The 24604-nt window shown below is 60.0% G+C and carries 22 protein-coding genes and 1 riboswitch; of the genes, 9 read left to right on the top strand and 13 right to left on the bottom strand.

Going from position 1 to position 24604, the window contains the following annotated elements:
- Positions 1–5: 5 nt before the first annotated feature.
- From Q9290_RS11850 to Q9290_RS11820, 7 genes are read right to left on the bottom strand one after another with little or no spacing between them, the layout of a single operon-like run.
- Positions 6–1496: a CoA-acylating methylmalonate-semialdehyde dehydrogenase gene (locus Q9290_RS11850; protein WP_306079854.1), complete on the bottom strand. Its 1491-nt coding sequence runs from the start codon at positions 1494–1496 to the stop codon at positions 6–8.
- Positions 1493–2227, bottom strand: a complete 735-nt coding sequence (locus Q9290_RS11845) for a fumarate hydratase C-terminal domain-containing protein (protein ID WP_306079853.1) — start codon at positions 2225–2227, stop codon at positions 1493–1495. The genes Q9290_RS11850 and Q9290_RS11845 overlap by 4 nt, the downstream gene beginning before the upstream one ends.
- Positions 2227–3165, bottom strand: coding sequence for a fumarate hydratase (locus Q9290_RS11840; protein WP_306079852.1), 939 nt, complete (start codon positions 3163–3165; stop codon positions 2227–2229). The genes Q9290_RS11845 and Q9290_RS11840 overlap by 1 nt, the downstream gene beginning before the upstream one ends.
- Complete coding sequence (locus Q9290_RS11835; protein WP_306079851.1) at positions 3165–4910, bottom strand: L-aspartate oxidase; 1746 nt, start codon at positions 4908–4910, stop codon at positions 3165–3167. Before Q9290_RS11835 ends, Q9290_RS11840 begins: the two co-directional genes overlap by 1 nt.
- A gap of 55 nt (positions 4911–4965) precedes the next feature.
- A complete protein-coding gene (locus tag Q9290_RS11830) occupies positions 4966–5304 on the bottom strand; it encodes a succinate dehydrogenase/fumarate reductase transmembrane subunit (RefSeq protein ID WP_306079850.1) in 339 nt (112 codons plus the stop codon).
- Positions 5301–5639, bottom strand: coding sequence for a hypothetical protein (locus tag Q9290_RS11825; RefSeq protein WP_306079849.1), 339 nt, complete (start codon positions 5637–5639; stop codon positions 5301–5303). Before Q9290_RS11825 ends, Q9290_RS11830 begins: the two co-directional genes overlap by 4 nt.
- Positions 5636–6361: a succinate dehydrogenase/fumarate reductase iron-sulfur subunit gene (locus Q9290_RS11820; protein WP_306079848.1), complete on the bottom strand. Its 726-nt coding sequence runs from the start codon at positions 6359–6361 to the stop codon at positions 5636–5638. The genes Q9290_RS11825 and Q9290_RS11820 overlap by 4 nt, the downstream gene beginning before the upstream one ends.
- Positions 6362–6599: 238 nt before the next feature.
- Here Q9290_RS11820 and Q9290_RS11815 point away from each other — a divergent pair, with 238 nt between their 5' ends.
- The 3 genes from Q9290_RS11815 (at position 6600) to uvrD (ending at position 10616) form a co-directional block, all read left to right on the top strand.
- Positions 6600–7484, top strand: a complete 885-nt coding sequence (locus Q9290_RS11815; RefSeq protein WP_306079847.1) for a LysR family transcriptional regulator — start codon at positions 6600–6602, stop codon at positions 7482–7484.
- Positions 7485–7560: 76 nt separating this feature from the next.
- Positions 7561–8268 (top strand): HAD-IA family hydrolase, encoded by a 708-nt coding sequence (locus Q9290_RS11810; RefSeq protein ID WP_306079846.1) that lies wholly within the window; start codon positions 7561–7563, stop codon positions 8266–8268.
- A 179-nt stretch (positions 8269–8447) separates the two neighbouring features.
- Positions 8448–10616, top strand: a complete 2169-nt coding sequence (uvrD, locus tag Q9290_RS11805; protein WP_306079845.1) for a DNA helicase II — start codon at positions 8448–8450, stop codon at positions 10614–10616.
- A gap of 18 nt (positions 10617–10634) precedes the next feature.
- Here uvrD and Q9290_RS11800 read toward each other — a convergent pair whose 3' ends face one another.
- From Q9290_RS11800 to rarD, 4 genes are all read right to left on the bottom strand, one after another.
- Positions 10635–11732, bottom strand: coding sequence for a chymotrypsin family serine protease (locus Q9290_RS11800; RefSeq protein WP_306079844.1), 1098 nt, complete (start codon positions 11730–11732; stop codon positions 10635–10637).
- A 190-nt stretch (positions 11733–11922) separates the two neighbouring features.
- Positions 11923–12552: a LysE family translocator gene (locus Q9290_RS11795; protein WP_306079843.1), complete on the bottom strand. Its 630-nt coding sequence runs from the start codon at positions 12550–12552 to the stop codon at positions 11923–11925.
- A 63-nt stretch (positions 12553–12615) separates the two neighbouring features.
- Positions 12616–13404 carry an AraC family transcriptional regulator gene (locus Q9290_RS11790; protein ID WP_306079842.1) on the bottom strand — a complete coding sequence of 263 codons (789 nt, stop codon included), beginning with the start codon at positions 13402–13404 and terminating at the stop codon, positions 12616–12618.
- 9 nt (positions 13405–13413) lie between these two features.
- Positions 13414–14325, bottom strand: coding sequence for an EamA family transporter RarD (rarD, locus tag Q9290_RS11785; RefSeq protein WP_306079841.1), 912 nt, complete (start codon positions 14323–14325; stop codon positions 13414–13416).
- Between the two features lie 153 nt (positions 14326–14478).
- Between rarD and recQ the strand changes: the two genes are divergently transcribed.
- Complete coding sequence (recQ, locus tag Q9290_RS11780; RefSeq protein ID WP_306079840.1) at positions 14479–16305, top strand: DNA helicase RecQ; 1827 nt, start codon at positions 14479–14481, stop codon at positions 16303–16305.
- Positions 16306–16356: 51 nt separating this feature from the next.
- Here recQ and Q9290_RS11775 read toward each other — a convergent pair whose 3' ends face one another.
- The gene (locus Q9290_RS11775; protein ID WP_306079892.1) at positions 16357–16656 is read right to left on the bottom strand and encodes a c-type cytochrome; all 300 of its coding nucleotides are present in this window, start codon (positions 16654–16656) and stop codon (positions 16357–16359) included.
- Positions 16657–16831: 175 nt separating this feature from the next.
- Between Q9290_RS11775 and Q9290_RS11770 the strand changes: the two genes are divergently transcribed.
- The 3 genes from Q9290_RS11770 to Q9290_RS11760 all read left to right on the top strand — a co-directional run bounded on the left by Q9290_RS11770 (position 16832) and on the right by Q9290_RS11760 (position 19332).
- Positions 16832–18265, top strand: coding sequence for a protein adenylyltransferase SelO (locus tag Q9290_RS11770; protein ID WP_306079839.1), 1434 nt, complete (start codon positions 16832–16834; stop codon positions 18263–18265).
- Positions 18265–18525 carry a DUF3630 family protein gene (locus Q9290_RS11765; RefSeq protein ID WP_306079838.1) on the top strand — a complete coding sequence of 87 codons (261 nt, stop codon included), beginning with the start codon at positions 18265–18267 and terminating at the stop codon, positions 18523–18525. The genes Q9290_RS11770 and Q9290_RS11765 overlap by 1 nt, the downstream gene beginning before the upstream one ends.
- A 147-nt stretch (positions 18526–18672) precedes the next feature.
- The gene (locus Q9290_RS11760; protein ID WP_306079837.1) at positions 18673–19332 is read left to right on the top strand and encodes a 7-cyano-7-deazaguanine/7-aminomethyl-7-deazaguanine transporter; all 660 of its coding nucleotides are present in this window, start codon (positions 18673–18675) and stop codon (positions 19330–19332) included.
- 361 nt (positions 19333–19693) lie between these two features.
- Here Q9290_RS11760 and elbB read toward each other — a convergent pair whose 3' ends face one another.
- The gene (elbB, locus tag Q9290_RS11755) at positions 19694–20341 is read right to left on the bottom strand and encodes an isoprenoid biosynthesis glyoxalase ElbB (RefSeq protein WP_306079836.1); all 648 of its coding nucleotides are present in this window, start codon (positions 20339–20341) and stop codon (positions 19694–19696) included.
- A 312-nt stretch (positions 20342–20653) separates the two neighbouring features.
- Between elbB and polA the strand changes: the two genes are divergently transcribed.
- A complete protein-coding gene (gene polA, locus Q9290_RS11750) occupies positions 20654–23386 on the top strand; it encodes a DNA polymerase I (RefSeq protein ID WP_306079891.1) in 2733 nt (910 codons plus the stop codon).
- Positions 23387–23656: 270 nt separating this feature from the next.
- A riboswitch (TPP riboswitch) is annotated at positions 23657–23756 on the top strand.
- Between the two features lie 34 nt (positions 23757–23790).
- Entirely contained in the window at positions 23791–24597 is an 807-nt protein-coding gene (thiD, locus tag Q9290_RS11745; protein ID WP_306079835.1) for a bifunctional hydroxymethylpyrimidine kinase/phosphomethylpyrimidine kinase, read from the top strand.
- Positions 24598–24604: the final 7 nt, after the last annotated feature.

Below are 24604 nucleotides of genomic sequence, written 5' to 3'. Positions count from 1 at the left end.
AGTGCTTACTTCATGGTTGGCATGGAAAACTGCGACTGAGTTCTGTTTTCCTGCCAGCGGGAAGTCACTGTTTTCAGTTTGGTGAAGAAGCGTACGCCTTCCATGCCATGCATATGGTGGTCACCAAACAGGGAGCCTTTCCAGCCGCCAAAGCTGTGGAAGGCCATGGGCACGGGAATAGGCACGTTAATGCCCACCATGCCGGCCTGAACGCGGGCGGCAAACTCGCGGGCGGCGTGGCCTTCGCGGGTGAAAATGGCGGTGCCATTGCCGTATTCATGGCGGTTGATGAGATCCAGTGCCTGCTCATAGTCATCCACCCGCACTACGGAGAGCACGGGCCCGAAGATCTCCTGCTGGTAGATGCGCATGTCGGGGGTAACATGGTCAAACAGGCAGCCACCCATAAAGAAGCCGTCCCCGTGATCCGGGTGATCGGACCGGCGCCCATCGACCACCAGCTCGGCGCCTTCTTTGAGGCCGCTGTCCACAAAGCTGAGCACTGTTTCCAGGTGTTCCCGTGTGACCAGCGGACCCATCTCGGCGTCGGGGTGAGTGCCGGGTAATACCCGCAGCTCTTTCAGTCGTTCCTGAAGGGTGCTCACCAGAGAGTCGGCAATGTCACCGACCGCCACGGCCACCGAAATCGCCATGCACCGCTCGCCGGCCGAGCCATAGGCCGCGCCCATCAGCGCATTGACAGTTGAGTCCAGATCGGCATCCGGCATGATGATGGCGTGGTTCTTGGCGCCGCCCAGCGCCTGAACCCGCTTGCCGTGCTCGATGCCGACCTTTTGTACATAGCGGGCAATGGGGGTAGAGCCGACAAAGCTGACCGCACTGATCCCTGGGTGGGTCAGCAGCGTGTCTACCGCTTCCTTGTCACCGTTGACCACGTTGAATACGCCCGCAGGCAGCCCCGCTTCCGCAAACAGCTCTGCCAGCCGCAGGGTGCTGGTGGGATCCTTTTCAGACGGCTTCATGATAAAGGTGTTACCGCAGGCGATGGCGATGGGGAACATCCACAGCGGCACCATGACCGGAAAGTTGAACGGGGAAACACCGGCACAGACGCCTACCGGCTGGCGGACGGACCAGCTGTCGACCCGGGTGCCCACGTTTTCGCTATATTCGCCCTTCAGCAGGTGCGGAATGCCGCAGGCGAACTCCACTACCTCTATGCCCCGGGTGACTTCCCCCCTTGCATCGTCCAGCACCTTGCCGTGCTCTTTGGAGATCAGCAGGGCCAGCTCATCAATGTTTTCGTTCAGCAACTGCAGAAACTTCATCAGGATACGGGCCCGGCGTACCGCCGGGGTGGCCGACCAGGCAGGCAATGCGCGGGTGGCGGCCTGAATGGCGTCCTCCACTTCCGCTCCCGTGGCCAGAGTCAGCTGGCCGGTCTGCATGCCGGTGGCGGGGTTGTAGACCGCGCTGTGACGGTCACCACGACCCATAACGGTTTCGCCATTAATATAGTGTCCTAATTGGTTCATTTTTTATCACTCCCTTGATATGGCATTACATTGACAATTTGAATGGGGGTATTGTCTGGCTCGCCGATCACTTCATCGGCACGACTGGTGGTTTCGCCGTAGCGTTTTAGGGCGGGGGGCTTGAGCCCTTCGTACAGCTTTTCCAGTTTGGCGTTGACGGCGTGTTCATGGTTAACAAACAGGCTGTTGCCTTCCCGGTCGTTATCCACAATAAAGGGGCCGATCTCTTCCACTTCGAAGATCCACATGGCCTGGGCGATGCCGTTTTCTTCCAGCCAGTGCACGTCCTTCACCCGTTTGATGCCGCGGCCCAGCAGGGCGCCGGCCCCGTATCCCACCGTTGACAGATAGCGGGCGCCATAAGGCATAAACACCTCGCGGTAGGCTTCTTCCGGCATGCCGCCCTTGCCGATAATGATCTTGGCACCCGAGGTGTCGAACCAGTCCTTCATCCATTTGCCAAAACGGAAACTGGCAGTGGCGGTCACGGCGCCTACGTCGTAATCCCCGTTTGCATTCGGGCTGGCGGCTGGTGAACAGTGAAAGTTGACATTGGAAATGGTGCGAATGTCGACCGGCAGTTCATCCCCGCTTTCCAGCACTTTTTTGTACACCCCTTCCCGAGCGGTATAGATGGTGCCGGTCAGGTAAACCACATCTCCCTGTTCCAGCTTGTCGACATCTTCCTGTGATACCGGTACTTGCAGTTTGACCACTCTCATCTGACTCATCAGATACCCTCCCTGCGATAAAAGTCAGTGAACCACTGGGGATCGTCCCTGAATTCCACTCGGCCATCGCTGTAAATACGCGCCGCCGCCCGGCGGGAAGAATGACAGAAGGAATGAATGCTCATGGGCATGCCTCCGGTGTGGGTGTAGGCCACCTCAACATGGCAGTCCACCACCAAGGTGTTGCCCTTGAAGCCCATAGGGCCCATGCCAATACTGTTGCCGAGCTCTTTCAGCTCCCGTTCCAGCTTGGCGACTTCCGGATCCGGGTTGACATCCCCCACCACCCGCAGGCAGGCGGCTTCTTTCCCAATACGCATGCAGGTGTCCTTGTTGCCGCCCAGGCCTACTCCTATGATGGCGGGCTGACAGGCCAGACCCCGGCGCCCGAATGACGCCATGGTATCGAGAAAGAACCGTTTGATACCGTCGATGCCGTCGCCGGGAAACAGCATACGGTAATCGGTACCGAACAGGCCGCCCTTGTGAACGGTGATCAGGTCAATCCAGTCGCCGCCCGGCTCAAAGGTATATTCGATTTCCGGTGCATGGATACCCAGGTTGTTGTTGTTGTCCTTGCGTGTTAATGGATGCACGCGATTCGGACGCAGGGGTATATCCAGGGTGCCCCTGACCACCGCCTCACGCACGGCGTGTTCCAAGGCCACAAAGCCACCTTCCACCATGGCCTCGTTTCCCGCCTTGACATAAAATCGTGGCAGACCGGTGTCGGCACACATGGGCCGGCGGTCTTTTTCGGCTACCTCGTAATTGTCCAGCATGGTCTTGATCACAAAGCAGGACAGGTTTTCGGTTTCCTGGCTGGCCGCCTGCTGCAGGGCCAGCTTGTAATCGGGAGGAATATCGATGGCAGCCCGTGCCATCAGTACCGTTGCCGTTTCCAGTACCAGTTGCTGGGGTATCCGTTTTGCGCTCATCATGCGACTCCCATTTTCGCTTCTTGCTCTTCCATAATCAGGGTCTGTCCGGGTCTGACCCGAGTGAACTCCACCGGAACTTCTGTCACTGCTATCTCATTGCCCTGTTGGCTCGACCGAATATAGGTCGAGGTTTCCAGATCGCCCTTGTCGGGGTAATCGTCCCGGAAATGCGCACCCCGGGAGTTTTTGCGCAGTTGCGCCGACTTGATAATGGCGAGGCTGACGCTGATCTGGGAATGCAGGTTCAGCCAGTCGTGCCAGGTCTGGTTATAGGCTTTGGCCTGCTCGGGAATACCCAGTTGCAGCAACTCTTCACGAATGGCCATCACATCCTGGTAGGCGCGATCCAGCCCTTCGGCGTTGCGGATAATGCCGGCGTCATCCCACATCTTGTCGAGCAGCCGGTAGCGAAGATCATTGAGGTCCCCCGGCTGGTTGCGGAATGGCGTTTCGATAAAGTCCAGGGCTCGGGCCATGCTCGCCTGATCCGGTTCGGCAAAGCGGCCTTCGCGCTCTACCCAGTCCGCCATAACGTCACCGGCAATGCCGCCAAACACGGTGGAGTTGGCCACCCCGTTGCCGCCAAGACGGTTGCCGCCATGGACGCCGCCGGCATCTTCACCAGCACAGTAGAGCCCCGGCAGGGTAGTTTCGCTGTTCACGTTCACCTCAACGCCCCCCATCATGTAGTGTGCGGTGGGCACTACCTCGACCAGGCCACCGGCGAGGTCCGCGCCCACATCCTGGCAGCGGCTGACCATGCCCTTAAACTTCTTGCGTACATTTTCCGGACCCAGGTGGCCCATGCTGATATGCACGCCGCCGCTTTTGGTGGTGTTGCCCTTGCGCATCTCGCGATAAATGGAGCGGGAGACTACGTCGCGGGTGGCGCGCTCGCCACGCTCGTCATAGGAGTGCATAAAGCGTTCACCCTTGCCATTGAGCAGGTGTCCTCCCGCCCCGCGTAGTCCTTCTTCCAGCACGGTGCCGGTCAGCCGGGTACCTTCTCCCGCCAGCAGGCCGGTGGGGTGGAATTGCACCATTTCCATGTCTCGCAGATTCAGCCCGGCTCTCAGTGCCATGGCCAGACCGTCGCAGGATTTTTCGCCGGAAGGGGTGTGATAGCGGTACATGGTCGGGCCGCCACCCGTGCCCAGCATGACCGCCTTGGCCTGGACAAACAGCGGCTTGCCGGTGCGCAGGTTGACCATCAGAATACCGGCAAGCCGGTCACCGTCCTGTGACTTGATGATCTCGATGGCCCTGTGATCCTCGAGCCGGTCGATGGGGCGTGCCCAGACCTGCTCGGAGAGCCGGTTGATGATCTCGATACCGGTCAGATCGCCTTTGTGAATGGTGCGATCAAAGGTCTGGCCCGCAAATGCCTTGCCGTGGAGAGAGCCGTCTTCCACCCGATCAAAGAAACAGCCGATTTCGTTTTCCAGCTCAAGCACGCGGCCAGGAGCCGTTTTCACTAGTTTCCAGGCCAGCTCTTGGTTGGGAATCCAGTAGCCGCCGTGAATGGTATCCATGAAATGGCGCTCTACCGAATCCCCCGGGTTCAGGGCGACGTTATATCCACCCTGTACCATGCGGGTGCAGCCGCATTTTCCCAGCAAACCTTTTACAGCCACGGTGATTTTCAGTTCCGGATTACTTTTATAGGCATGCAGAGCTGCAAACAGGCCAGCGCCACCAGATCCCAGAATAAGAATATCGGTCTGTTTGGTCTCAATATTCATAAATCCCCCTCGTTATCCTGCAAAGGACACAATAAGATGCGTTAAGGTCAAATACTCAAAGTGCCCTCAGAAGAAATAAACACCCCGTCGCGGCGGCGCCGGTAGCGGCTGCGGATATCAGATATCCCTGCCATTCTTTCCAGGCAAAGAACTCGATAATCAAAAGCCGGACCCCTCCCAGCAAGTGAATGGCCAGCAGGCCCACCAGGCCGGCTTCGGCAAACTTGATGAGTGGCGCGTCAGCCCAGTAAAGAAAACCATCCAGTACTTCTGGACCCTGAAGAATCAGGCTTAGTACCATAAAGTGAAAAGGAAGAAAGAGGGCCAGAGCCACGCCTGACCAGCGCTGAATAAACGACGCCCAGTATTCTTTTTTGTCTCTATTCTTTTTCATAGCACCAGACCTCCTACTGCAGAAATACCCGTGATACAGAGCATTAGGAAAAAGACGGCCAGTACCAGGTTGGCACTTTTCCCCTGCCAGTTCATGACCTCTTTTGCCACGGTGCGCAGACCAATAACGGAATGGGTCGCCGCCGCCAGGGTAAACAGGGAATAGAACAGGCCGAGAAAATAATTTCCGTTGGTTCGCTGCAGAATCTCGGAGGCGGACAGGCCCCCCTGAATAGCGACAATCATGCCGGTAATATGAATGACCACGAATAATCCCAGCAGCATGCCGCTCAGGCGATGAGCCAGCCACACTTTGAATTCAGTTCTTTTATTCATATTTCCCCCTTCAGCGTGGCCAGGGAGACTGCCTTTTTAAGGCCGGCGATGGATCGCGTCGGGTTAAGCCCCAAGGGGCAGCGCGCCACGCACTGGGAGTTGGTATGGCAATTTTGACAGCCGCCATCGCTACTGACCGCGATCAGTCGTTCCGGGTTGGCATAATCCTTGGCATCATTGATCAGTGACCAGGCCCGGTTCAGGGCCGCCGGGCCCAGGTAGGCGGGATTGGACTCCACCACGTCACAGGCGGAATAGCAGCAACCACAGTTGATGCATTCAATGGCTTCATCCGCCTTTTGCCGCTGTTTGTCGCCGGGCTTGATGGGCACAAAGTGCTCAACGGGAGTCGGGGACGGCTCGAACCGCCCTTTGGCCGACTGCCATTTTTTGAAAAACGGCTCCATGTCCACCACCAGATCCTTGACGATCGGCAGGTTGGCCAGGGGCTTGAGGGTTAACTGCCCATTTTGTATCACATCGCGAACCAGGGTCCGGCAGGTCCAGCGCGGCTTGCCGTTAACCTGCATGGCGCAAGAACCACACATGCCGACCCGGCAGGCAAAGCGATAGGACAGAGAGCTGTCCACGGAGCGCTGAACATGGGTCAGCAGATCCAGAATGGTTTGATCTTCCACAAAGGGAACCTGAAAGGTGTCGAACTCACCGTCTTCCTGACCGCGCCAGACAGATACGCTTATTTTCTCGTGCTTGGTTTCCATACGCTTAGTTCCTCATCGGAAAAATGACTGCGGGAGCAATGGCTGTCACTTCACTAAGCGCATCATATTTAACTAGTCTTTCTTATGATAACGATATAAATTTAACACCAACTTAACACTTTATTAAGAAGTGCCCTGCTGGATATGATGGGCGGGCAGAGGTGTGCTCAGGGATGGAGTTGGCCCGACAGAGTCAGACTGCGCAGGCCTTCACCAGACTTCAACCGAGGTAGTAAACATGTCGATTCGTCATCTGAAAACCCTCGTTGCTATCGCCGACAAAGGCTCCTTCGTGGAAGCGGCGGAGGCGGTTTTTATTACTCAGGCCGCTGTAAGTATGCAGATGAAGGCGCTGGAAGAAGAGTTGAAAATATCGCTGTTTGACCGCACCCGCCGGCCACCGGTACTGAATGCCGTGGGCATTGCCCTGGTCCCCAAGGCCAGGGAGCTGGTTAGGCATTATGAACAGCTGATGGAAACCTCGGCGATTATTGACAGGCTGTCCGGGCAGTTGTCCCTGGGCTCGGTGCCCACCATGCTGACCGGGGTGCTGCCAACTGCCCTGGCCAGCCTGCGTGACTCCTTACCCCAGCTGCATATTTCCGTATCCAGCGGCCAGTCCAATTCTCTGATTGCCCAAGTGGACAGAGGGGCGATTGATGCTGCCATTATCAGCGAACCGTCTTCTGATCGTCCGGGGCTTAAATGGACACCTTTTGGCATAGAGCCGCTGATTGTGATTGCACCCATCGACTCACCCAATGATCCTCCCGAAGTGCTGCTGCAGACCCACCCCTTTATTCGTTTCAATAAAAATGAATTTGTCGGTCAGTTGATCGAGGAGCACCTTAAAAATCTGGGAATAGTGGTGAACGACATTATGGAGCTGAATACCCTGGAGGCCATTTCTGCCATGGTCTATCACGGCCTGGGTGTGTCCATCATTCCCCAGTCCAGCATCCAGTATCCGGGAACCTTGCCCCTGAAGCGCATTTCCTTTACCAACAAGGCTCCGCACCGGGTTCTGGGGTTGATTGAAAAAGAGGGCAGCAGTAAGGCGCACCTGACCAAAGAGCTGCTCTCGGAGCTGGCCCAGACGATACGGGGAAGCCGGCGCGTATAAGCGCTGCAGATTTAAGGATTTTACTCGCTTTTTTTGAGTACAATCCCCGCACGATTACCGAAAATGGAACAAACGCATGCGCTTCTACAAACGAATGGCGCCGATCAAGGTACTCAGCTTTGATCTGGACGACACCCTTTACGACAACGTGCCGGTGATGGCGGCGGCCGAAAACTGGCTGTTGCAGGCGTTGCGGAATGATTACCCGGAATCCACTTTGCTGGGAGCTGACAATCTGGCGGCCATCAAGCGCCGGCTGATTGCCGAAGAGCCGGCCCTGGCCCACGACGTCAGCGTCTGCCGCCTGCGCGTGCTGGCCGAGGGCCTGCGTCAGCAGGGGGTATCGGAAGATAAAGCGGAGCAGCTGGCCGAGACCTTCTACCAGGGCTTTCTCGCCGAGCGGGGTAAAATTAACGTGCCCGAGGAAACCCATAGGGTGCTCACCACCCTGAAACAGAAATACCGGCTGGCGGTGATCACCAACGGCAACATGCCCCTGGAGCACACCGAGCTGGCGCCTTATTTCGAGATCGTGCTCAAGGCCGGCCCCGACGGCCGCATGAAGCCGGCACCAGACTTGTTTAACCGGCTGGCGGAACAGGCCGGCGTGGACCACTCCGAGATCCTGCATATCGGCGATCATATTCGCACCGATGTGGCCGGTGCCGTGCATAGTGGTTGTCAGGCGGTGTGGCTCAACGACAACGGCCGTACCGAAGCCGACCTGAAGTGTTTGCCTCAGGTTGCCCTGACGCGGTTGGAGCACCTGCTCGAGCTGTTATAATCGCCGGCTTACAGCAATACATACTATTCGGGAGAGGGAAGGGATAGCCTTAGCCAACCGTCGATGGCAGGGATGCCATCGTCGAGCATACATGGATGTACTTGCTGCGTGTTGGCGTTGGCTGCCTTTCCCCCTCCCGGCTGCACGGTATTGCCTTTAAAGTAAAGACAGGAGTTGTGATGGATGTATCCAGCCTGCTTGACGGCATGAACGACAAGCAAAGAGAGGCGGTGGCCGCCCCTTCCCAGAACATGCTGGTGCTGGCGGGTGCCGGCAGCGGCAAGACCCGGGTGCTGGTGCATCGCATCGCCTGGCTGATGCAGGTGGAGCAGGTACCGGCCTCGGGCATTCTGGCGGTGACCTTCACCAACAAGGCCGCCGCCGAAATGCGCAGCCGGGTGGAGCAACTGCTGGGCGGGCGCCTGTTCGGGCTCTGGCTGGGCACTTTCCACGGCCTGGCGCACCGGCTGCTGCGGGCGCACCACCTGGACGCCAACCTGCCTCAGGACTTTCAGATCCTCGACTCGGACGACCAGCTGCGCCTGCTCAAGCGCATTCTCAAGAGCCTGAACCTGGATGAAAAGCAGTGGCCGCCGCGGCAGGTGGCTGGCTACATCAACGGCCGCAAGGACGAAGGCCTGCGTCCGGGGGATATTCAGGTGCTCAACGATCCGCTGCAAAAGACCTACCGGCAGATTTATCAGGTGTATCAGGACACCTGCGACCGGGCCGGACTGGTGGACTTTGCCGAATTGCTGCTGCGTGCCCACGAGCTGTGGCTGTACAAGCCGCACATACTGGCCCATTACCAGCAGCGCTTTCAGCATATTCTGGTGGACGAATTTCAGGACACCAACAGCATTCAGTATGCCTGGCTGCGCATGCTGGCCGGCGACAGTGCCCGGGTCATGATAGTGGGCGACGACGACCAGTCCATTTACGGCTGGCGCGGTGCCCGGGTGGAAAACATCTCCCGCTTTCTGCAGGACTTTCCCGGCGCCGAGACAGTGCGTCTGGAGCAGAACTATCGCTCCACCGGCACCATTCTCAAGGCCGCCAACCAGCTGATTGCCAATAACGCCGAGCGCATGGGCAAGGAGCTGTGGACCGAGGGCACCGAAGGTGAGCCCATTGCCGTGTACAGCGCTTTTAACGAGGTGGACGAGGCCCGCTTTGTGGTAGAGCGTATCAAGCAGTGGCGCCAGCAGGACGGGGCCTTGAGTGACAGCGCTATTCTCTACCGCAACAACGCCCAGTCCCGAGTGCTGGAAGAGGCACTTATTCAGGAGCGCATTCCCTACCGCATCTACGGCGGCCTGCGTTTCTTTGAGCGCCAGGAAATCAAGGATGCCCTCGGCTACTTGCGGCTGATTAACAACCGGGGCGACGAGGCTTCGTTCGAGCGTATCGTCAACACCCCCACCCGGGGCATCGGCGAGCGTACCCTGGGGTTGATCCGCGAGGCGGCGAGGGATCGCGAGCTGACCCTGTGGCGGGCGGCCTGGGTGCTGGTGGAAGACAAGGTGCTCACCGGCCGCGCCGCCGCGGCGGTGAGCCGCTTTATCAATCTTATCAATCAGCTGGAAGACGATACCCGCGAGCTACCGCTGCATGTGCAGACCGACAGGGTAATCGAACTGTCCGGACTCAAGGCCATGTATCAGGCGGAAAAAGGCGAAAAGGCCCAGTCCCGGGTGGAAAACCTCGAGGAGCTGGTCACCGCCACTCGCCAGTTTACGCCGTCGGAAGAAGACGACATGTCGCCACTGTCGGCATTTTTGTCCCATGCCGCCCTGGAGGCGGGTGAGGGCCAGGCGGATCAGTTTGACGATGCCGTGCAGCTGATGACCCTGCATTCGGCCAAGGGCCTGGAGTTTCCGCTGGTGTTTATGGTGGGGGTGGAAGAGGGCATGTTCCCCAGCCAGCTATCGGCGGAAGAAAGCAGCCGGCTGGAAGAAGAGCGCCGGCTGGCCTATGTGGGCATGACCCGGGCCATGGAAAAGCTTTATATCAGCCATGCCGAAAGCCGCCGTCTCTACGGCCGGGAAATGTTTCACCGCCCCAGCCGCTTTATCAAGGAACTGCCCGCCGACTGTCTGGAAGAAATCCGGCTCAAGGCCAAGGTGACCCGCACCATTCCCAACGGCCGCTTCAGCCAGGACCGCGTGCAGGACACCTTTAACCAGACCGGTTTTCGTCTGGGCCAGCGGGTCATGCATCCCAAGTTCGGCGAAGGCGTGGTGCTCAACTTCGAGGGCGCCGGTGCCCAGAGCCGGGTACAGGTCAATTTTGACGATAGCGGCGCCAAGTGGCTGGTTACCGCCTACGCCCGGCTCGAGGCGCTCTGATCCCCGGCTGAGGTCGGCTTAATAGGCTCGGATCGGCCCGGTCGGCACCGTCATCACTGCTACTCCGTCCAGCGCGGCCGGTATGCCTGTCCCACTCGCCGGACGGCGGGCGGCCTTGTCGGTATACACGCGGATCACCGGGTCACCTTGGGTATTCAGGCCAATGCCGTGGCCGTATACGCCGGGTGTGGCCAGCAGGGCGGCGCTGTGACGCAGGGCCACAGCGCTGGCATTGGCAATGGCTGGATGATCCAGGTTCTTCTTGTTGCCCCGTCCCGGCGGATCCGATGGCGGGCCACCGGCATCGCCCTCGTCGCCGCAGAGAGCTGGATCCGGCATCTGGTCGGTGAGAGCGCCGGACTCGGTACCGGCGGCGGAGGCGACCATGGTCAACGGCGGCTGCGTCACCGTCAGGGCCTCCAGCACTGTATTGATGGGGTTGGCAAAGGTGAGGTCGCCACCGCCGGCAAACAGCAGGCCGACGGCATCGGCACCGTCGCTGGTACTGGCGGGCACGGTGACGATCACCGAGCCCGAGTCACCGGAGTCGGAAAAGTTCATGCAGGTGCCGGTCAGCTCCAGCTGGTTCACGAACCGCGCCTGGCCTGACGAATAATCGACGGTCAGGGTAACATCCACGGCGGTGACCTGGCCAAAGGTGTGTCCCGTGGTGCGACCGCTCTTCTGCACCGCCAGCCCCAGCGGCGGGGCCGCCACCGTATTGTCGGACAGGCCGCCGATCCCCAGAATCTCCGCACTCATGCCTTCATTGCTGGCGATGGCCGCGTCCACGATATTTTCCGGCGGGTTCTTGCCTTTGCCGAATTGCAGGGGCACCCAGTCGGCCAGATAACCGACCCGGTGCGAGGGATCCCCCAGGGACAGGCTACAGGCGCCCTCGTCCAGCAGGCCGGGCTGAATCATGATGTTGCCGTCCGGCTCCAGGCTGTTGTCCGGATCGTTTTCCTTTGCCAGCACATGGTTGTTGGAAAGCATATATTCTGCGCCGCTGGCATCTTTGACCAGGGCGCCCAGGGTGCCGGTGTAACAGTAGGCTCTGGCTCTGTTGAGCACGTGCTCTATACTGCCGCCGGACACGCCCATTTGATCGCTCAATCCTCGGTGGTCCTCAATGGTTGTGTGGTCGGCCCAGGTTCCCCAGGGTATGAGCAGCAGGGCGGCGGCCGTGGCCGGAAGGGAAGTAAACTGCATAATCGACTCCTTGTCAGGTGAAAACCGGGCCCTCATGGCCCGCATCCTTGTCGCTTTTGGAGTTTAGTACAGTTTGTTGGTGTGTCTGTGGTGCCTAGCCCACCAGCGGCGTGGCGAGCACCCACAGCATGGAGCCGGACACGGAGCAGAATAGCAGGCCGCACAGGACGTTGATGGGGCGGCTCCAGGCCAGCAGCCGGGCTTGCATGGCGGCGGAAGACAGCCACCAGGCCAGCCCGGCAAACCAGAGCAGGCTCAGCACAAACAGCTCCAGCACCAGCAGGCTGCGGGTCAGCCAGCTCTCTTCGGGGCTGACCAGGGCGGCGAGCAGACCGATAAAGAACACCAGCGCCTTGGGGTTGAGCAGATTGGTGCTGAACCCGGTCCAGAACCCCCGTCCCGGCAGTTCGTGTTCGAATGCCGGGCCAGCGGTGCTCGCAGTCTGGCGGGCGGCGCTCAGCGATTGCCATCCCAGCCAGCCCAGGTAACCGGCACCGGCCAGCCGCACGGTATTAAACAGCAACGGATGTCCCTGCAGCAGCAGGCTCACGCCGGTGAGGCTGAGCAGGCTGTGCACCAGTATGCCGGTAGCGATGCCGAGGGCGGCACCCAAGGCAGCCCGGCGTCGGGGCGACAGCCGCAGCACCAGCGCCATGTCCGGCCCCGGGCTGGCCAGTGCCACCAGGTGGATCAGGCCTATGGTCAGCAGCAGTGAAAGATTCATGGATGGCTCCCCGTGATGAGTGAGCCGTCAGCCTAGGCAAGGCGGTGGCCAAAGGCTTGTAAGTTATTGCATCTGGGCGCGAAAACGGGCCGGGGTGAGCCGGTAGGCGGCGACAAAGGCGTGGTGAAAGTGGGCCTGGTCGAAAAAGCCGGTGGCCAGGGCAGTGTCGAGCACGGGCTCGCCGGCGGCCAGTCGTTTCTTGGCTGCTTCCAGCCGCAGCCGCTTGAGGTAGGCGTGAGGTGTCATGTCCAGCCCGGCCTTGAACTGACGCAGAAACTGAAAGCGCGACAGGCCCAGCTCGCTGGCCAGTTCGGCCAGCGAATGGGGCTGGTCCAGATCGTCCAGCAGACGCTCCCGCACTCGGGCCAGCAGGGGCGGTGCCAGCGGCCGGGCCGACTGCAGTGGCAAGCAGTCGGCCAGTAGTGCCAGCAGCCGGCTCTCGGCGAAGTGGGGATCCGTGTTTGCTTGCTCCAGCTGGCGATGCAGGGTCAGGGCCCGGTGGTAGAGACGGGGCTGGTGGATGAGCGGTTGTGCGAAGAAGGGCTGGGGTTGTTCCAGCTCGTCGGCCAGGCCGGCCACCAGTTCGGGCGCGATCGAGAAAACCCGCACGCGAAAGCCCCGTTCGTCAAAGCTGCCGCCGTCATGGGCCACGTCCGGATTGAGCAGTGACAGCTGGCCCGACGCCAGGGGCGCCGAACTGCCCTTGTGCATGAATTTCTGGGCCCCGGCTTCCACCAGGCCCAGGTGGTAGTCGAGGTGAATGTGGCGGCCGTAACTGAAGCCGGCGTGTTCCGCCAGGCACAGCTCCAGGCCGCTCAGGGTACCGCTTTTCCAGTACTTTACGCTGCTCATGCGCCCATTCTAGCGGTTCGCAGTGCCTGAGTTTTGTAAAGAATTGCGCCGGTGGCGCAGGCCGTCCAGGGTGTAGATCACCAGGGCGGCCCAGATCAGCGCAAAGGTGATGCCCTTGTCCAGGGTAAAGGGCTCGTTATACAGCCCGACCGCCAGCATAAACATCAGGCTGGGGCCCAGATACTGGAAAAAGCCCAGAGTCGACAGCCGCAGCCGGCGGGCGGCGCCGGCGAACAGCAACAGCGGCGCCGTGGTCACCAGGCCGGCGGCGATCAGCCACAGGTTCAGGTCGAGCGGGTTGGCGGTCAGCCGGCTGGTGGCTGAATCGGCGATCCCGCCCAGATAGATCAGGGCCAGGGGCAGCAGCACCAGGGTTTCCAGCATCAGACCGGTAAAGGGATCCACCGGCACCTTTTTGCGGATCAGACCGTAGCAGCCAAAGGAAAAGGCCAGGGCCAGGGCGATCCAGGGCAGGCTGCCGAACACCAGGATCTGAATGGCCACGCCGGCGCCGGCCAGCCCCACTGCCAGCCACTGGGTGCGGCGAAAGCGCTCCCCCAGAAACAGCATGGCCAGCACGATATTGAACAGGGGATTGATGTAGTAGCCCAGACTGGCATCGAGCATGTGATCGTTATTTACCGCCCAGATAAACAGCAGCCAGTTGACCCCGATGATCACCGACGACAGGGTCAGCATCAGCAGCTGACGCGGTGTGTGCAGTAGGGCGCGCACCCGGGGCCAGTAGCCGAGCACGGAGAGCAACAACGCCAGCAACAGCCAGGACCAGATGATGCGGTGGGTGAGAATTTCATAGGCCGGCACCGCGCTCAGCTGCTTGAAATACATGGGCGCAATGCCCCACAGGAAATAGGCGCCGAGGGCGAACAGGGCGCCCTGGCCAGCCTGGTCTTTCTCCATGGTCGAGTACCGAATAAAGTGGAAGGAAAGCAGTGTAGCCACAAGGGCGGCTGGCGTGCCAGTAACATATGCAACTTTTCGCCGCCGGCCCGCGGTTTATTGTTTGAGCCCCCTGTCTTACAATGCTCGTTCATTTTTGCCCGGCTGACCGAGATGAATCCCGAAACCGACGACACCGCTTCCGTACCCATTCCCGACACACCCCATGGTGTGTTGCAGCAGGTGTTCGGCTACCAGGACTTTCGTCAGGGCCAGCTGGAAATCGTGGAAGCGGCGGTGGCCGGGCGCGATGCCCTGGTGATCATGCCCACCGGCGGCGGCAAGTCGCTGTGTTACCAGATTCCGGCGCTGTTGCGGCCGGGGCTGACCGTGGTGGTGTCGCCGCTGATCTCGCTGATGAAGGATCAGGTCGACACCCTGGTGGCCAACGGGGTGGCGGCGGCCTACATCAACAGCTCGCTGAGCCGGGAAACCATGCTGCGCCACTTCACCGCCCTGCGCCGAGGCGAGATCAAACTGCTCTATGTGTCACCGGAGCGGCTGCTGCAGCACGAATTCATGGAGCGGCTGGGTGAGCTGGATCTGGCCATGTTCGCCATCGACGAGGCGCACTGCATCTCCCAGTGGGGCCACGATTTTCGTCCCGAATACGCCGAGCTGGGCCGGCTCAAGCAGTGGTTTCCCCATACGCCGATCATTGCGCTCACCGCCACCGCCGATGAGGCCACCCGCCACGATATGCTGGGCCGGCTCAACCTCACCGAGCCGCTGATCCACATCGCCAGTTTCGACCGGCCCAACATTCGCTACACCCTGGTGGAAAAGTTCAAGGGGCTGGATCAACTGGTGCGCTACGTGGCCGAGCAGAACGGCCAGTGCGGCATAGTGTACTGTTCCAGCCGCAAGCGGGTGGAAGAGGTGGCCGAGCGTCTGCTGGCCCGGGGCCACAAGGCCGCCAGCTACCATGCCGGCCTGCCCCTGGAACTGCGCCAGTCGGTGCAGGAGCGTTTTATTCGCGACGATCTCGACATAGTGGTGGCGACGGTGGCCTTTGGTATGGGCATCGACAAGCCCAACGTGCGCTTTGTGGTGCACTATGACATTCCCAAGAATATCGAGTCCTATTACCAGGAAACCGGCCGGGGCGGGCGCGACGGCCTGCCCGCGGAAGCCCTGCTGCTCTACGATCCGGGCGACGTGGGCCGAGTGCGGCGGCTGCTGGAAAACAGCGACAACGAACAGCAGTTACAGGTGGAGCTGTACAAGCTCAACGTGATGGCGGCCTTTGCCGAGTCCCTTACCTGTCGCCGCCAGGTGCTGCTCAACTATTTTGGCGAATACCAGCGTGAGCCTTGCGGCAACTGCGATATCTGCCTGGATCCGCCCAAGCGTTACGACGGCACCGAAGACGCACAAAAGGCGCTGTCCTGCGTGTATCGCACCGGCCAGCGTTTTGGTGTGCTCTATGTGGTGGAGGTGCTGCGCGGCGCCGATACCCAGCGGGTGCGGGAACACGGCCATGACAAGCTGTCCACCTACGGCATTGGCAAGGACAAAAGCCAGGAACACTGGGTGAGCGTGCTGCGTCAGCTGATCCACTCCGGCCTGTTGACCCAGAACATCACCCGCAACATGGTGCTGCAGCTCACCGAGGCGGCCCGTCCTGTGCTGCGTGGCGAGGTGCGGCTTGAGCTGGCCGAGCCGCGGCTGGCGCGGGTGAAGCAAAAGGACAAGGGCGAAACCGGCCTGACCCGGGCCGAGGACAGGGCCCTGTTCAAGGCGCTGCGGCAATTGCGCAAGCAGCTGGCGATCGATGCGGATGTGCCACCCTATGTGGTGTTCAACGATGCTACCCTGACCGAGCTTGCCCGTTACCGGCCCAAGACCGAGGCGGAGTTGCTGGGCATTAATGGCGTGGGGGTACGCAAGCTGGAGCGTTTTGGCGAGGCGTTTCTGGAACTGTTGCGGCAGGAAGGCTGAAGACGTCAGCCTTTGGCAAAATAAAGGCCCGCCGGGGCGGACCCTTTGGCCTTACATGCTGGCGTAGTAAGCGGCCAGATCTTCCATGTCCTGATCGGACAGGGGCATGGCCATGGGAGCCATGATGGGGTTGTTACGCTCACCGGCCTTGAAGGCTTTCAGCTGACTAACGATGTAAGCGGCTTTCTGGCCGGCCAGGTTGGGATAGATATCCATGGTGGAAATACCATCGGCGCCATGGCAGGCGGCGCAGGCGGCGGACTTGGCCTTGCCTGCTTCGGCATCGCCGGCGGCAAAGGCAGGAGCGCTGATCATGGCCACGAGAGCGGCAGCTGTCATCAATTTCTTCATCATTGAACTCCGTTGTTATCGAATCGCGAATTGCGAATTGCTTCCGAGCTCGGTCAAGGTGTGTTCCCATGTTGCGCTTGATTGCCCAGCACTGAAACCTCCTTTAGAGCTTTTGGCAGTATAAGGTAAGCTGTGGTCAAAAATAAAACCCGCACATCAGCTAAAAGGTGAAACCATGATCCTGGATAATCGTTATGCGGGCCTTGAATGGGCCGGGGCCCGGGTAGAGCCTGATCCGCTGGATACTCCCCGGTTATTGCTCATCAATTATGACCTGGCCGAGTCTCTGGGCATTTCACTGAAGGATCACCAGTGGCTGGAGATCACCAGTGGCCACCGGCTGCTGCCGGACATGATCCCCTTTGCACAGGTCTATGCCGGCCACCAGTTCGGTGGCTTCAGTCCGCGGCTGGGCGACGGCCGGGCCCTGCTGCTGGGCGAGGTGGTTACCCCCGGCGGCGAGCGTTGGGATCTGCATCTCAAGGGCGCGGGCAAAACCCCCTATTCCCGCTTTGGCGATGGTCGTGCCGTGCTGCGCTCTTCCCTCAGAGAATACCTGGCGTCGGAAGCCCTGCATTACCTTGGCATTCCCACCACCCGGGCGCTGTGCCTGGTGGGCAGTGACGAGCCGGTGTACCGGGAGCAGGTGGAAGCCGGCGCCGCCCTGCTGCGGGCCGCTCCCAGCCACCTGCGCTTTGGCCACTTTGAATACTTCTATTACAGCAGCCAGCCCGAGCGTATTCCCGAACTGCTGAACTACCTGATCGACACCCAGTGGCCGGATCTGGACAAAAGCCTCCAGGGCTATGCTGAGCTGTTTGAGCGGGTGGTTTTGCGCACCGCCGAACTGATCGCCCACTGGCAGGCGGCGGGCTTTTGCCACGGAGTGATGAACACCGACAACATGTCGATGCTGGGCCTGACCCTGGACTACGGCCCCTACGGTTTTCTCGACGCCTACGATCCCGGTCATATCTGCAACCATTCCGATCACGCCGGTCGCTACGCCTACGATCAGCAGCCGGCGGTGGGGCTGTGGAATCTGCAGCGGCTGGCTCAGGCACTGTCGGGCCACATTGAGCTGGAGGCGCTGCAACAGTCCCTGGGGCAATACGAACACCGGTTGCTGACCGCCTATTCCGAGCGCATGCGTCAAAAGCTGGGGCTTGAGCAGTGGCAGGACGAGGATCCGGCCCTGTTCCGGGACATGTTTACGCTGATGGCCAAACACCAGGTGGACTACAACTGCTGGTTTCGGCGCCTGTCCCGGCTCGAGCCCGAGGGGGAGTTGCCGCAACGTCTGGCGGCGCTGTTGTCTGAGCCTGACGCCTGGAGTGACTGGTTTGTCCGCTACCGGGCTAGGCTGGCGCTGGAAAACCGCCCTCAGGCCGAGCGCCGGGCGGCCATGGAGGCGGTCAATCCCAAATACGTGTTGCGTAATCATCTGGCCCAGCGCGCCATTGAGCGCGCCGAGCAGGGCGACATGGCGGAAGCCGACACCCTGCTGCAATTGCTGGCAAACCCTTTTGATGACCAGCCCGATTTTGACGCCTATGCCGAGCCGGCCCCGGAGTGGGCGGCATCCCTGTGTATTTCCTGCAGTTCCTGATGATGACCCCGTTAAAAAGCCAATCACCCCTGACCATTGAAGCCTTTCCCGACTGGGCCACTGCGCTGGTGCAGGCACTGGAGCTGACCGTGCTGGAGCGTGAAGCCGGTGCCGACTACCACCAGTGGCTGGTGGACTTTGAAAGCAGCCGGCTGTTTTTGTGCTTTCAGCACTATGCCGACTGCGCCTGGCTGGAAGCCCTGAGCGGGCAGGACGAAGAGGTGGCCGCCTGGCTTACCGACCAGTGGAATCAGGGCTGATCGAAAAGTCACTTCAAGTGAAGACAATTGTTCGAAGAACGGCTAGAATATCGCCACTGCGCATTCCGGGTGGTGAATAAACAAACGGCCTTCAGTGTTTTCAGTCCGGAATGGGTTCCCTGACCCCATTAATCAAAAAGGTATCGGATGATTTCTGCCTCTCAATACCGCACGGCGCTGATCCGCCTGTCGTTGTTTCATATCGCGGTCATCGCCGCCAGTAACTACCTGGTGCAGCTGCCCTTTACCCTGTTTGGCTTTCATACCACCTGGGGCGCGCTCAGCTTTCCCTTTATTTATCTGGCCACGGATCTGACGGTGCGCATTTTTGGTGCCGGACTGGCCCGGCGCATTATCTTTGCGGTGATGCTGCCGGCCCTGGCCAGCTCCTATGTGTTGTCGGTGCTGTTTTTTGAGGCAAGCTATCAGGGCCTGGGGGCGCTGTCGGAGTTCAACCTGTTCGTGGCCCGCATCGCCCTGGCCAGCTTTATGGCCTATGTGCTGGGGCAGATCATGGATGTGTCGGTGTTTAACCGGCTGCGCCGAATCAAGGCCTGGTGGGTGGCACCCACCTGCTCCACCATTTTCGGCAACCTGGTGGATACCCTGGCGTTTTTCAGTCTGGCGTTCTGGCGTTCGCCGGATCCCTTTATGGCCGAGCACTGGGTGGAAATCGCCTGGGTGGATTACGGTTTCAAGCTGGTGTTCAGCTTAGGCCTGTTCGTGCCCGCCTACGGCCTGCTGCTGAAATACCTGAGCCGCCGGGTGCTGGGCGACGAACAGGCCGCGCTGCAAACCAATGCCTGAGTGCTCTCGTTGACCGTTTTGATGCCGGGCTTGCCCGGCATTTTTATGCCCGCCGTTCGGGCCGGAAAAAAGGTTGCAATTATAAATGATAACAATTATCGTTAACTTGCTTTCCGAACACGGCCTCCCATCTAACACAGGGCACGGCAGCTTGCGAAGGCACGACATTGCTCACATTGCTTCCAGAGTATTTAGGCCGGCTTGATGCCGGCCCTTTTTTTATCCGTGTTTGAGCTGCTGCGCTCAGTTATACGCCGTTGAACAGTGGCTCAAAATGCTCATGTACTACAAGTACACTCCGCTTTTTCGCCACTTTTCGCCTCGTCTGACTTTCGCTCGCGACGCTCCTGGATATTGGGGGTTACATTTCTAAAAGGCGTTTCACCAGCTTGCCGATGCCGGTGTCGGCCTCGGTAATGCTTCGGGCCAGCATATAGGCGGGGGTGGAGATCACCCGGTAGTGCTCGTCTTCCACCACGTCGGTGACGGCGCAGCCGATGTGTTCGCCGCCCATGGCGGCAAAGGCTTCGGCGGTGGGGGCATCGGTGCCGATGGTGCCCTTGACTCCCGCCGGGTAGATTTTGGGGATCAGTACAGGGGCAATGCAGCAATAGCCGGCGGGCTTGCGGGCCTGGGCAAAGGCCTTACAGGCGGCCAGCACCTCGTTGTCCACCTCGCATTCCGCCCCTTCAAAGGCAAAATTGCACAGGTTTTTGGCAGCGCCAAAGCCACCGGGCAGCAGCAGGGCATCAAAGTCATCGGCCTTGAGCTCGCTCAGGGGCTGAATGTCGCCCCGGGCGAGGCGGGCAGCCTCGGTCAGCACGTTGCGCTGCTCACCGCTTTCCTCGCCGGTGCGGTGGTCGATCACGTGATGCTGGGGCTGGTCGGGGGCAAAACACTGGTAGCGGGCCCCGTTGCGGGCCAGATGCAGCAGGCAGAGTACGGTCTCGTAAATTTCTGCGCCGTCGTACACGCCGCAGCCGCTCAGAATAACGGCAACTTTTTTCATTTTGCTCTCCTCGTTCAGGGTTCGTTTTTTGTGACCCGGGTCGGGCTGAAGGGATCAGCTTGTGCTAGGATTACTCGCGGTTAATCTTTGTGCAACATTCCTTCCCTGTCGATTTTCCACAATAACGGATCCCTTATCAAGATCCGTTGATTAGTTGTAAGTATATGATATTTAAAGCTTACTGCTTTTTATCCTGATCCGCTTCGGATCGTCCTTTCACAGAGTTATCCACAGGCCTCACATGGCATCGACATGGAGTCCGGCGGCCCGCTGTGGCATGCTAGCGGCCAACGCATTAACGAGAACAACACCATGGTTGCCATTCCTGCCAAACCCCTGATCCTGGTCGATGGATCCTCCTATCTTTATCGTGCCTATTTTGCGTCTCAGCAAGCGGATCTGCGCACCAGTGACGGCCGCCCCACCGGGGCCATTCGCGTGGTCACCAACATGCTGCGCAGCCTGCACAAGCAGTTTCCCGAGTCCCGGGTGGCGGTGGTGTTCGATGCCAAGGGCAAGACCTTTCGTGACGACATCTACCCGGAATACAAGGCCCAGCGGCCCTCGATGCCGGACGATCTTCGGGAGCAGATAAAGCCCATTCACGACATTATTCGTGCCATGGGGCTGCCGCTGCTGATCGAGGAAGGGGTGGAAGCGGACGATGTGATCGGCACCCTGGCCCGGCAGGCTACCGAGCAGCAGCTGGACGTGGTGATCAGCACCGGCGACAAGGACATGGCCCAGCTGGTGTCGAACCATGTGCTGCTGATGGACACCATGAAAAACAGCTTTCTCGATCGGGACGCCGTGGTGGAGAAATTCGGCGTGCCGCCAGAGCTGATCATCGATCTGCTGGCACTGGTGGGCGACAAGGTGGACAACATTCCCGGCATGCCCGGCGTAGGCGAGAAAACCGCCCTGGCGCTGCTGCAGGGGTTGGGATCCATCGACGACATTGCCGCCAACACCGACAAGATTGCGGCGCTCGGCTTTCGCGGATCCAAGTCCTTTGCCGCCAAGTTCGCCGAGCACGAGGAGATGGTGCGGCTGTCCTATACCCTGGCCACCATCAAGACCGACGTGGCACTGCACGTGGGCCCCGCCGATCTGCAGCAGAGCGAGCCGGATGTTGAAGCCCTGCGCGCCCTGTATCAGGAATATGAGTTCCGCAACCTGCTGGCCGAGCTGGATCCCGAGGCCGAGGAAGCCGCCCCGGCCGCCCCGGCACTGGCCACTGACTACCAGCTGGTGACCGAACAGGCCGAGCTGGATGCCTGGATCAAAAAGCTCAAGGCGGCGCCGCTGTTTGCCTTTGATACCGAAACCACCAGCCTCAACTACCGGGACGCCCGGGTGGTGGGGGTGTCGTTCGCGGTGGAGGCGGGGCAGGCCGCCTACGTGCCCTTTGGCCACGACTACCTGGATGCCCCCGAGCAGCTGAGCGAAGACGCCGTGCTGGGCGCGCTCAAGCCGTTGCTGGAAGACGACCAGCACATCAAGCTGGGCCAGAACCTCAAGTACGACATCAATGTACTGAAAAATCACGGCATTCACATGAAGGGCACATTGCTCGACACCATGCTGGAGTCTTATGCCCTGAATTCGGTGCAGACCCGGCACGACATGGGCAGCATGGCGGCCTTCTTTCTCAATCACGGCACCACGTCGTTTGAGTCCATTGCCGGCAAGGGCGCCAAGCAGCTCACTTTTAACCAGATCCCCCTGGAGCAGGCCGGCCCCTATGCGGCGGAAGATGCCGACATTACCCTTAGGTTGCACCATCATCTGAGCGAACAGCTGGCCGCCGAACCGGCGTTGGAAAGCGTGTTCAACGACATCGAAATGCCATTGGTGCCGATACTGGCGAGCATGGAATACACGGGGGTGCGCATCGACAGCAAGCTGCTGGCCACCCAGAGCGACGAAATTACCAAACGCCTCAAGGAGCTGGAGCAGGAGGCCCACACGCTTGCCGGCGAGTCCTTTAACCTGAGCTCCACCAAGCAGCTGGGTGAGATACTGTTTACCAAGCTGGCGCTGCCGGTGATCAAGAAAACTCCCAAGGGCGCACCGTCTACCGCCGAGGAGGTGCTGCAGGAGCTGGCGCTGGATTACCCCCTGCCCAAGCTGCTGATGGAATACCGGGGCTTAAGCAAGCTCAAGTCCACCTATACCGACAAGCTGCCGCAGATGGTGAACGAGCACAGCGGCCGCATTCACACCTCCTATCACCAGGCCAACACCGCCACCGGCCGGCTGTCGTCATCGGATCCCAACCTGCAGAACATTCCCATTCGCACAACCGAAGGACGGCGAATTCGTCAGGCCTTTGTGGCCGAGCCCGGCTACAAGCTGGTGGCGGCCGACTACTCCCAGATTGAGCTGCGTATCATGGCGCATCTGTCCCAGGACAAGGGCCTGCTCGATGCCTTTGCCCACGGCAAGGACATTCACAAGGCCACCGCCGCCGAAGTGTTTGGCGTGGCCCTCGACGAAGTGACCACCGAACAGCGCCGCCGGGCCAAGGCCATCAACTTCGGCCTGATCTATGGCATGAGCGCTTTTGGTCTGGCCCGTCAGCTGGGCATTGGCCGTAACGAGGCCCAGCAGTACATGGATATCTACTTCGAGCGCTACCCGGGTGTGCTGCGCTACATGGAGGAAACCCGCGAGCAGGCCAACGAGCAGGGCTATGTTTCCACCCTGTTTGGCCGACGCCTCTACCTGCCGGAAATCAAGTCCAGGAACGGCGCCCGGCGCAAGGGTGCCGAGCGTGCCGCCATCAACGCGCCCATGCAGGGCACCGCCGCCGACATCATCAAGAAAGCCATGATTCGGGTAAACGGCTGGCTGGCCGAGCTGCCGGAGGGCGAGGTGCGCATGCTGATGCAGGTGCACGATGAACTGGTGTTTGAGATTTGCGAAGACAGGGTGGATGCGTACCGGGAAAAAATCTGTGAATTGATGCAGCAGGCCGCCAGCCTGGATGTGCCCCTGCTGGTGGAAGCCGGGGTGGGTGACAACTGGGATCAGGCTCACTAATCTGACAAATAAGTAACGATAATGAAATAATATTACGTTAAAGTGGCGTCAGGTACAGAGGCAGGGGAACCCACCCTGCCGCGCTTTTTGCATTTACTTCATATGCTGCTCAGGCCGCCTTCAGCAAACCTGCTGAAGGCGTTTTTTTATGGGCGAGTTTCTCCGGATGAGCCTTTGTTTTGTATACAATCGAATAATTTTTGTTATTTAGTTACATTTTTGTGTGCGTGTGGAGCGGCTGGCATTTGACCGGTGGGCTGGGTATGATTCTGCCATTGGTCGGGGAGCCGAAAGGCCGAGACGGCATCATGCCGAACCCGTTGAACCTGATCCAGTTAACACTGGCGTAGGGAACCGATGGCCGATGGCCTTGGGGTTCTGCGCCTCACAAGGACCATAAGGACATGCACAGCAGCAAAGCCATTATTCTCTCCATTGCCGGTTCCGACAGCGGCGGCGGCGCCGGTGTTCAGGCCGACATCAAGGCCATTTCCGCCACCGGCGGCTATGCCTGCTCGGTGATCACCGCCATTACTGCCCAGAATACTCAGCGGGTGACCGCCGTGCACCCGGTACCGCAAGACATCATTCGCGCCCAGCTCGATGCCGTGTTCGGCGATCTGCCGGTGACCGCGGTCAAGGTGGGCATGCTGGGCGACGTGGATACCATCAACACGGTAGCGGATGCCCTGGAACAATACCGGCCGCAACACCTGGTGGTGGATCCTGTGATGGTCAGTGCCAATGGCGACATGCTGCTGGCCCCCGAAGCGGTGGACTGCCTCAAGCAGCGGCTGCTGCCGCTGGCGGACGTGATCACCCCCAATCTGCCGGAAGCCGCCTGCCTCACGGGTCGGCCGGTGCCGGCGTCATTGCGCGAGGTGGAGCCGCTGCTGACCGCCCTGGACGAGCTGGAGTGCCGGGCGGTACTGCTCAAGGGCGGTTTTCTGCAACAGGAGCCGCGCAGCCCCGACTGGCTGCTGCATGGTGATGAGGTGCGTTGTTTTGACACCCCCAGAGTGGTGACCGCCAACACCCATGGCACCGGCTGTACCCTGTCCGGCGCCCTGGCATCCTATCTGGCCCAGGGGCTCTCTCTGGAGCTGGCGGTGTCCTCGGCCAAGCACTATATCGAAAAGGCCATCGAGGCCGGTGCTCACTTGAAAATCGGTCAGGGCCGCGGCCCGGTGGAGCACTTCTTCGCCCGCTGAGTGAGCC

Source organism: Oceanimonas aquatica (assembly GCF_030732065.1).
GTDB lineage: Bacteria > Pseudomonadota > Gammaproteobacteria > Enterobacterales > Aeromonadaceae > Oceanimonas.
Note: the sequence above shows the minus strand (reverse complement) of the source record. Positions and strands in the feature narration are given on the sequence as shown.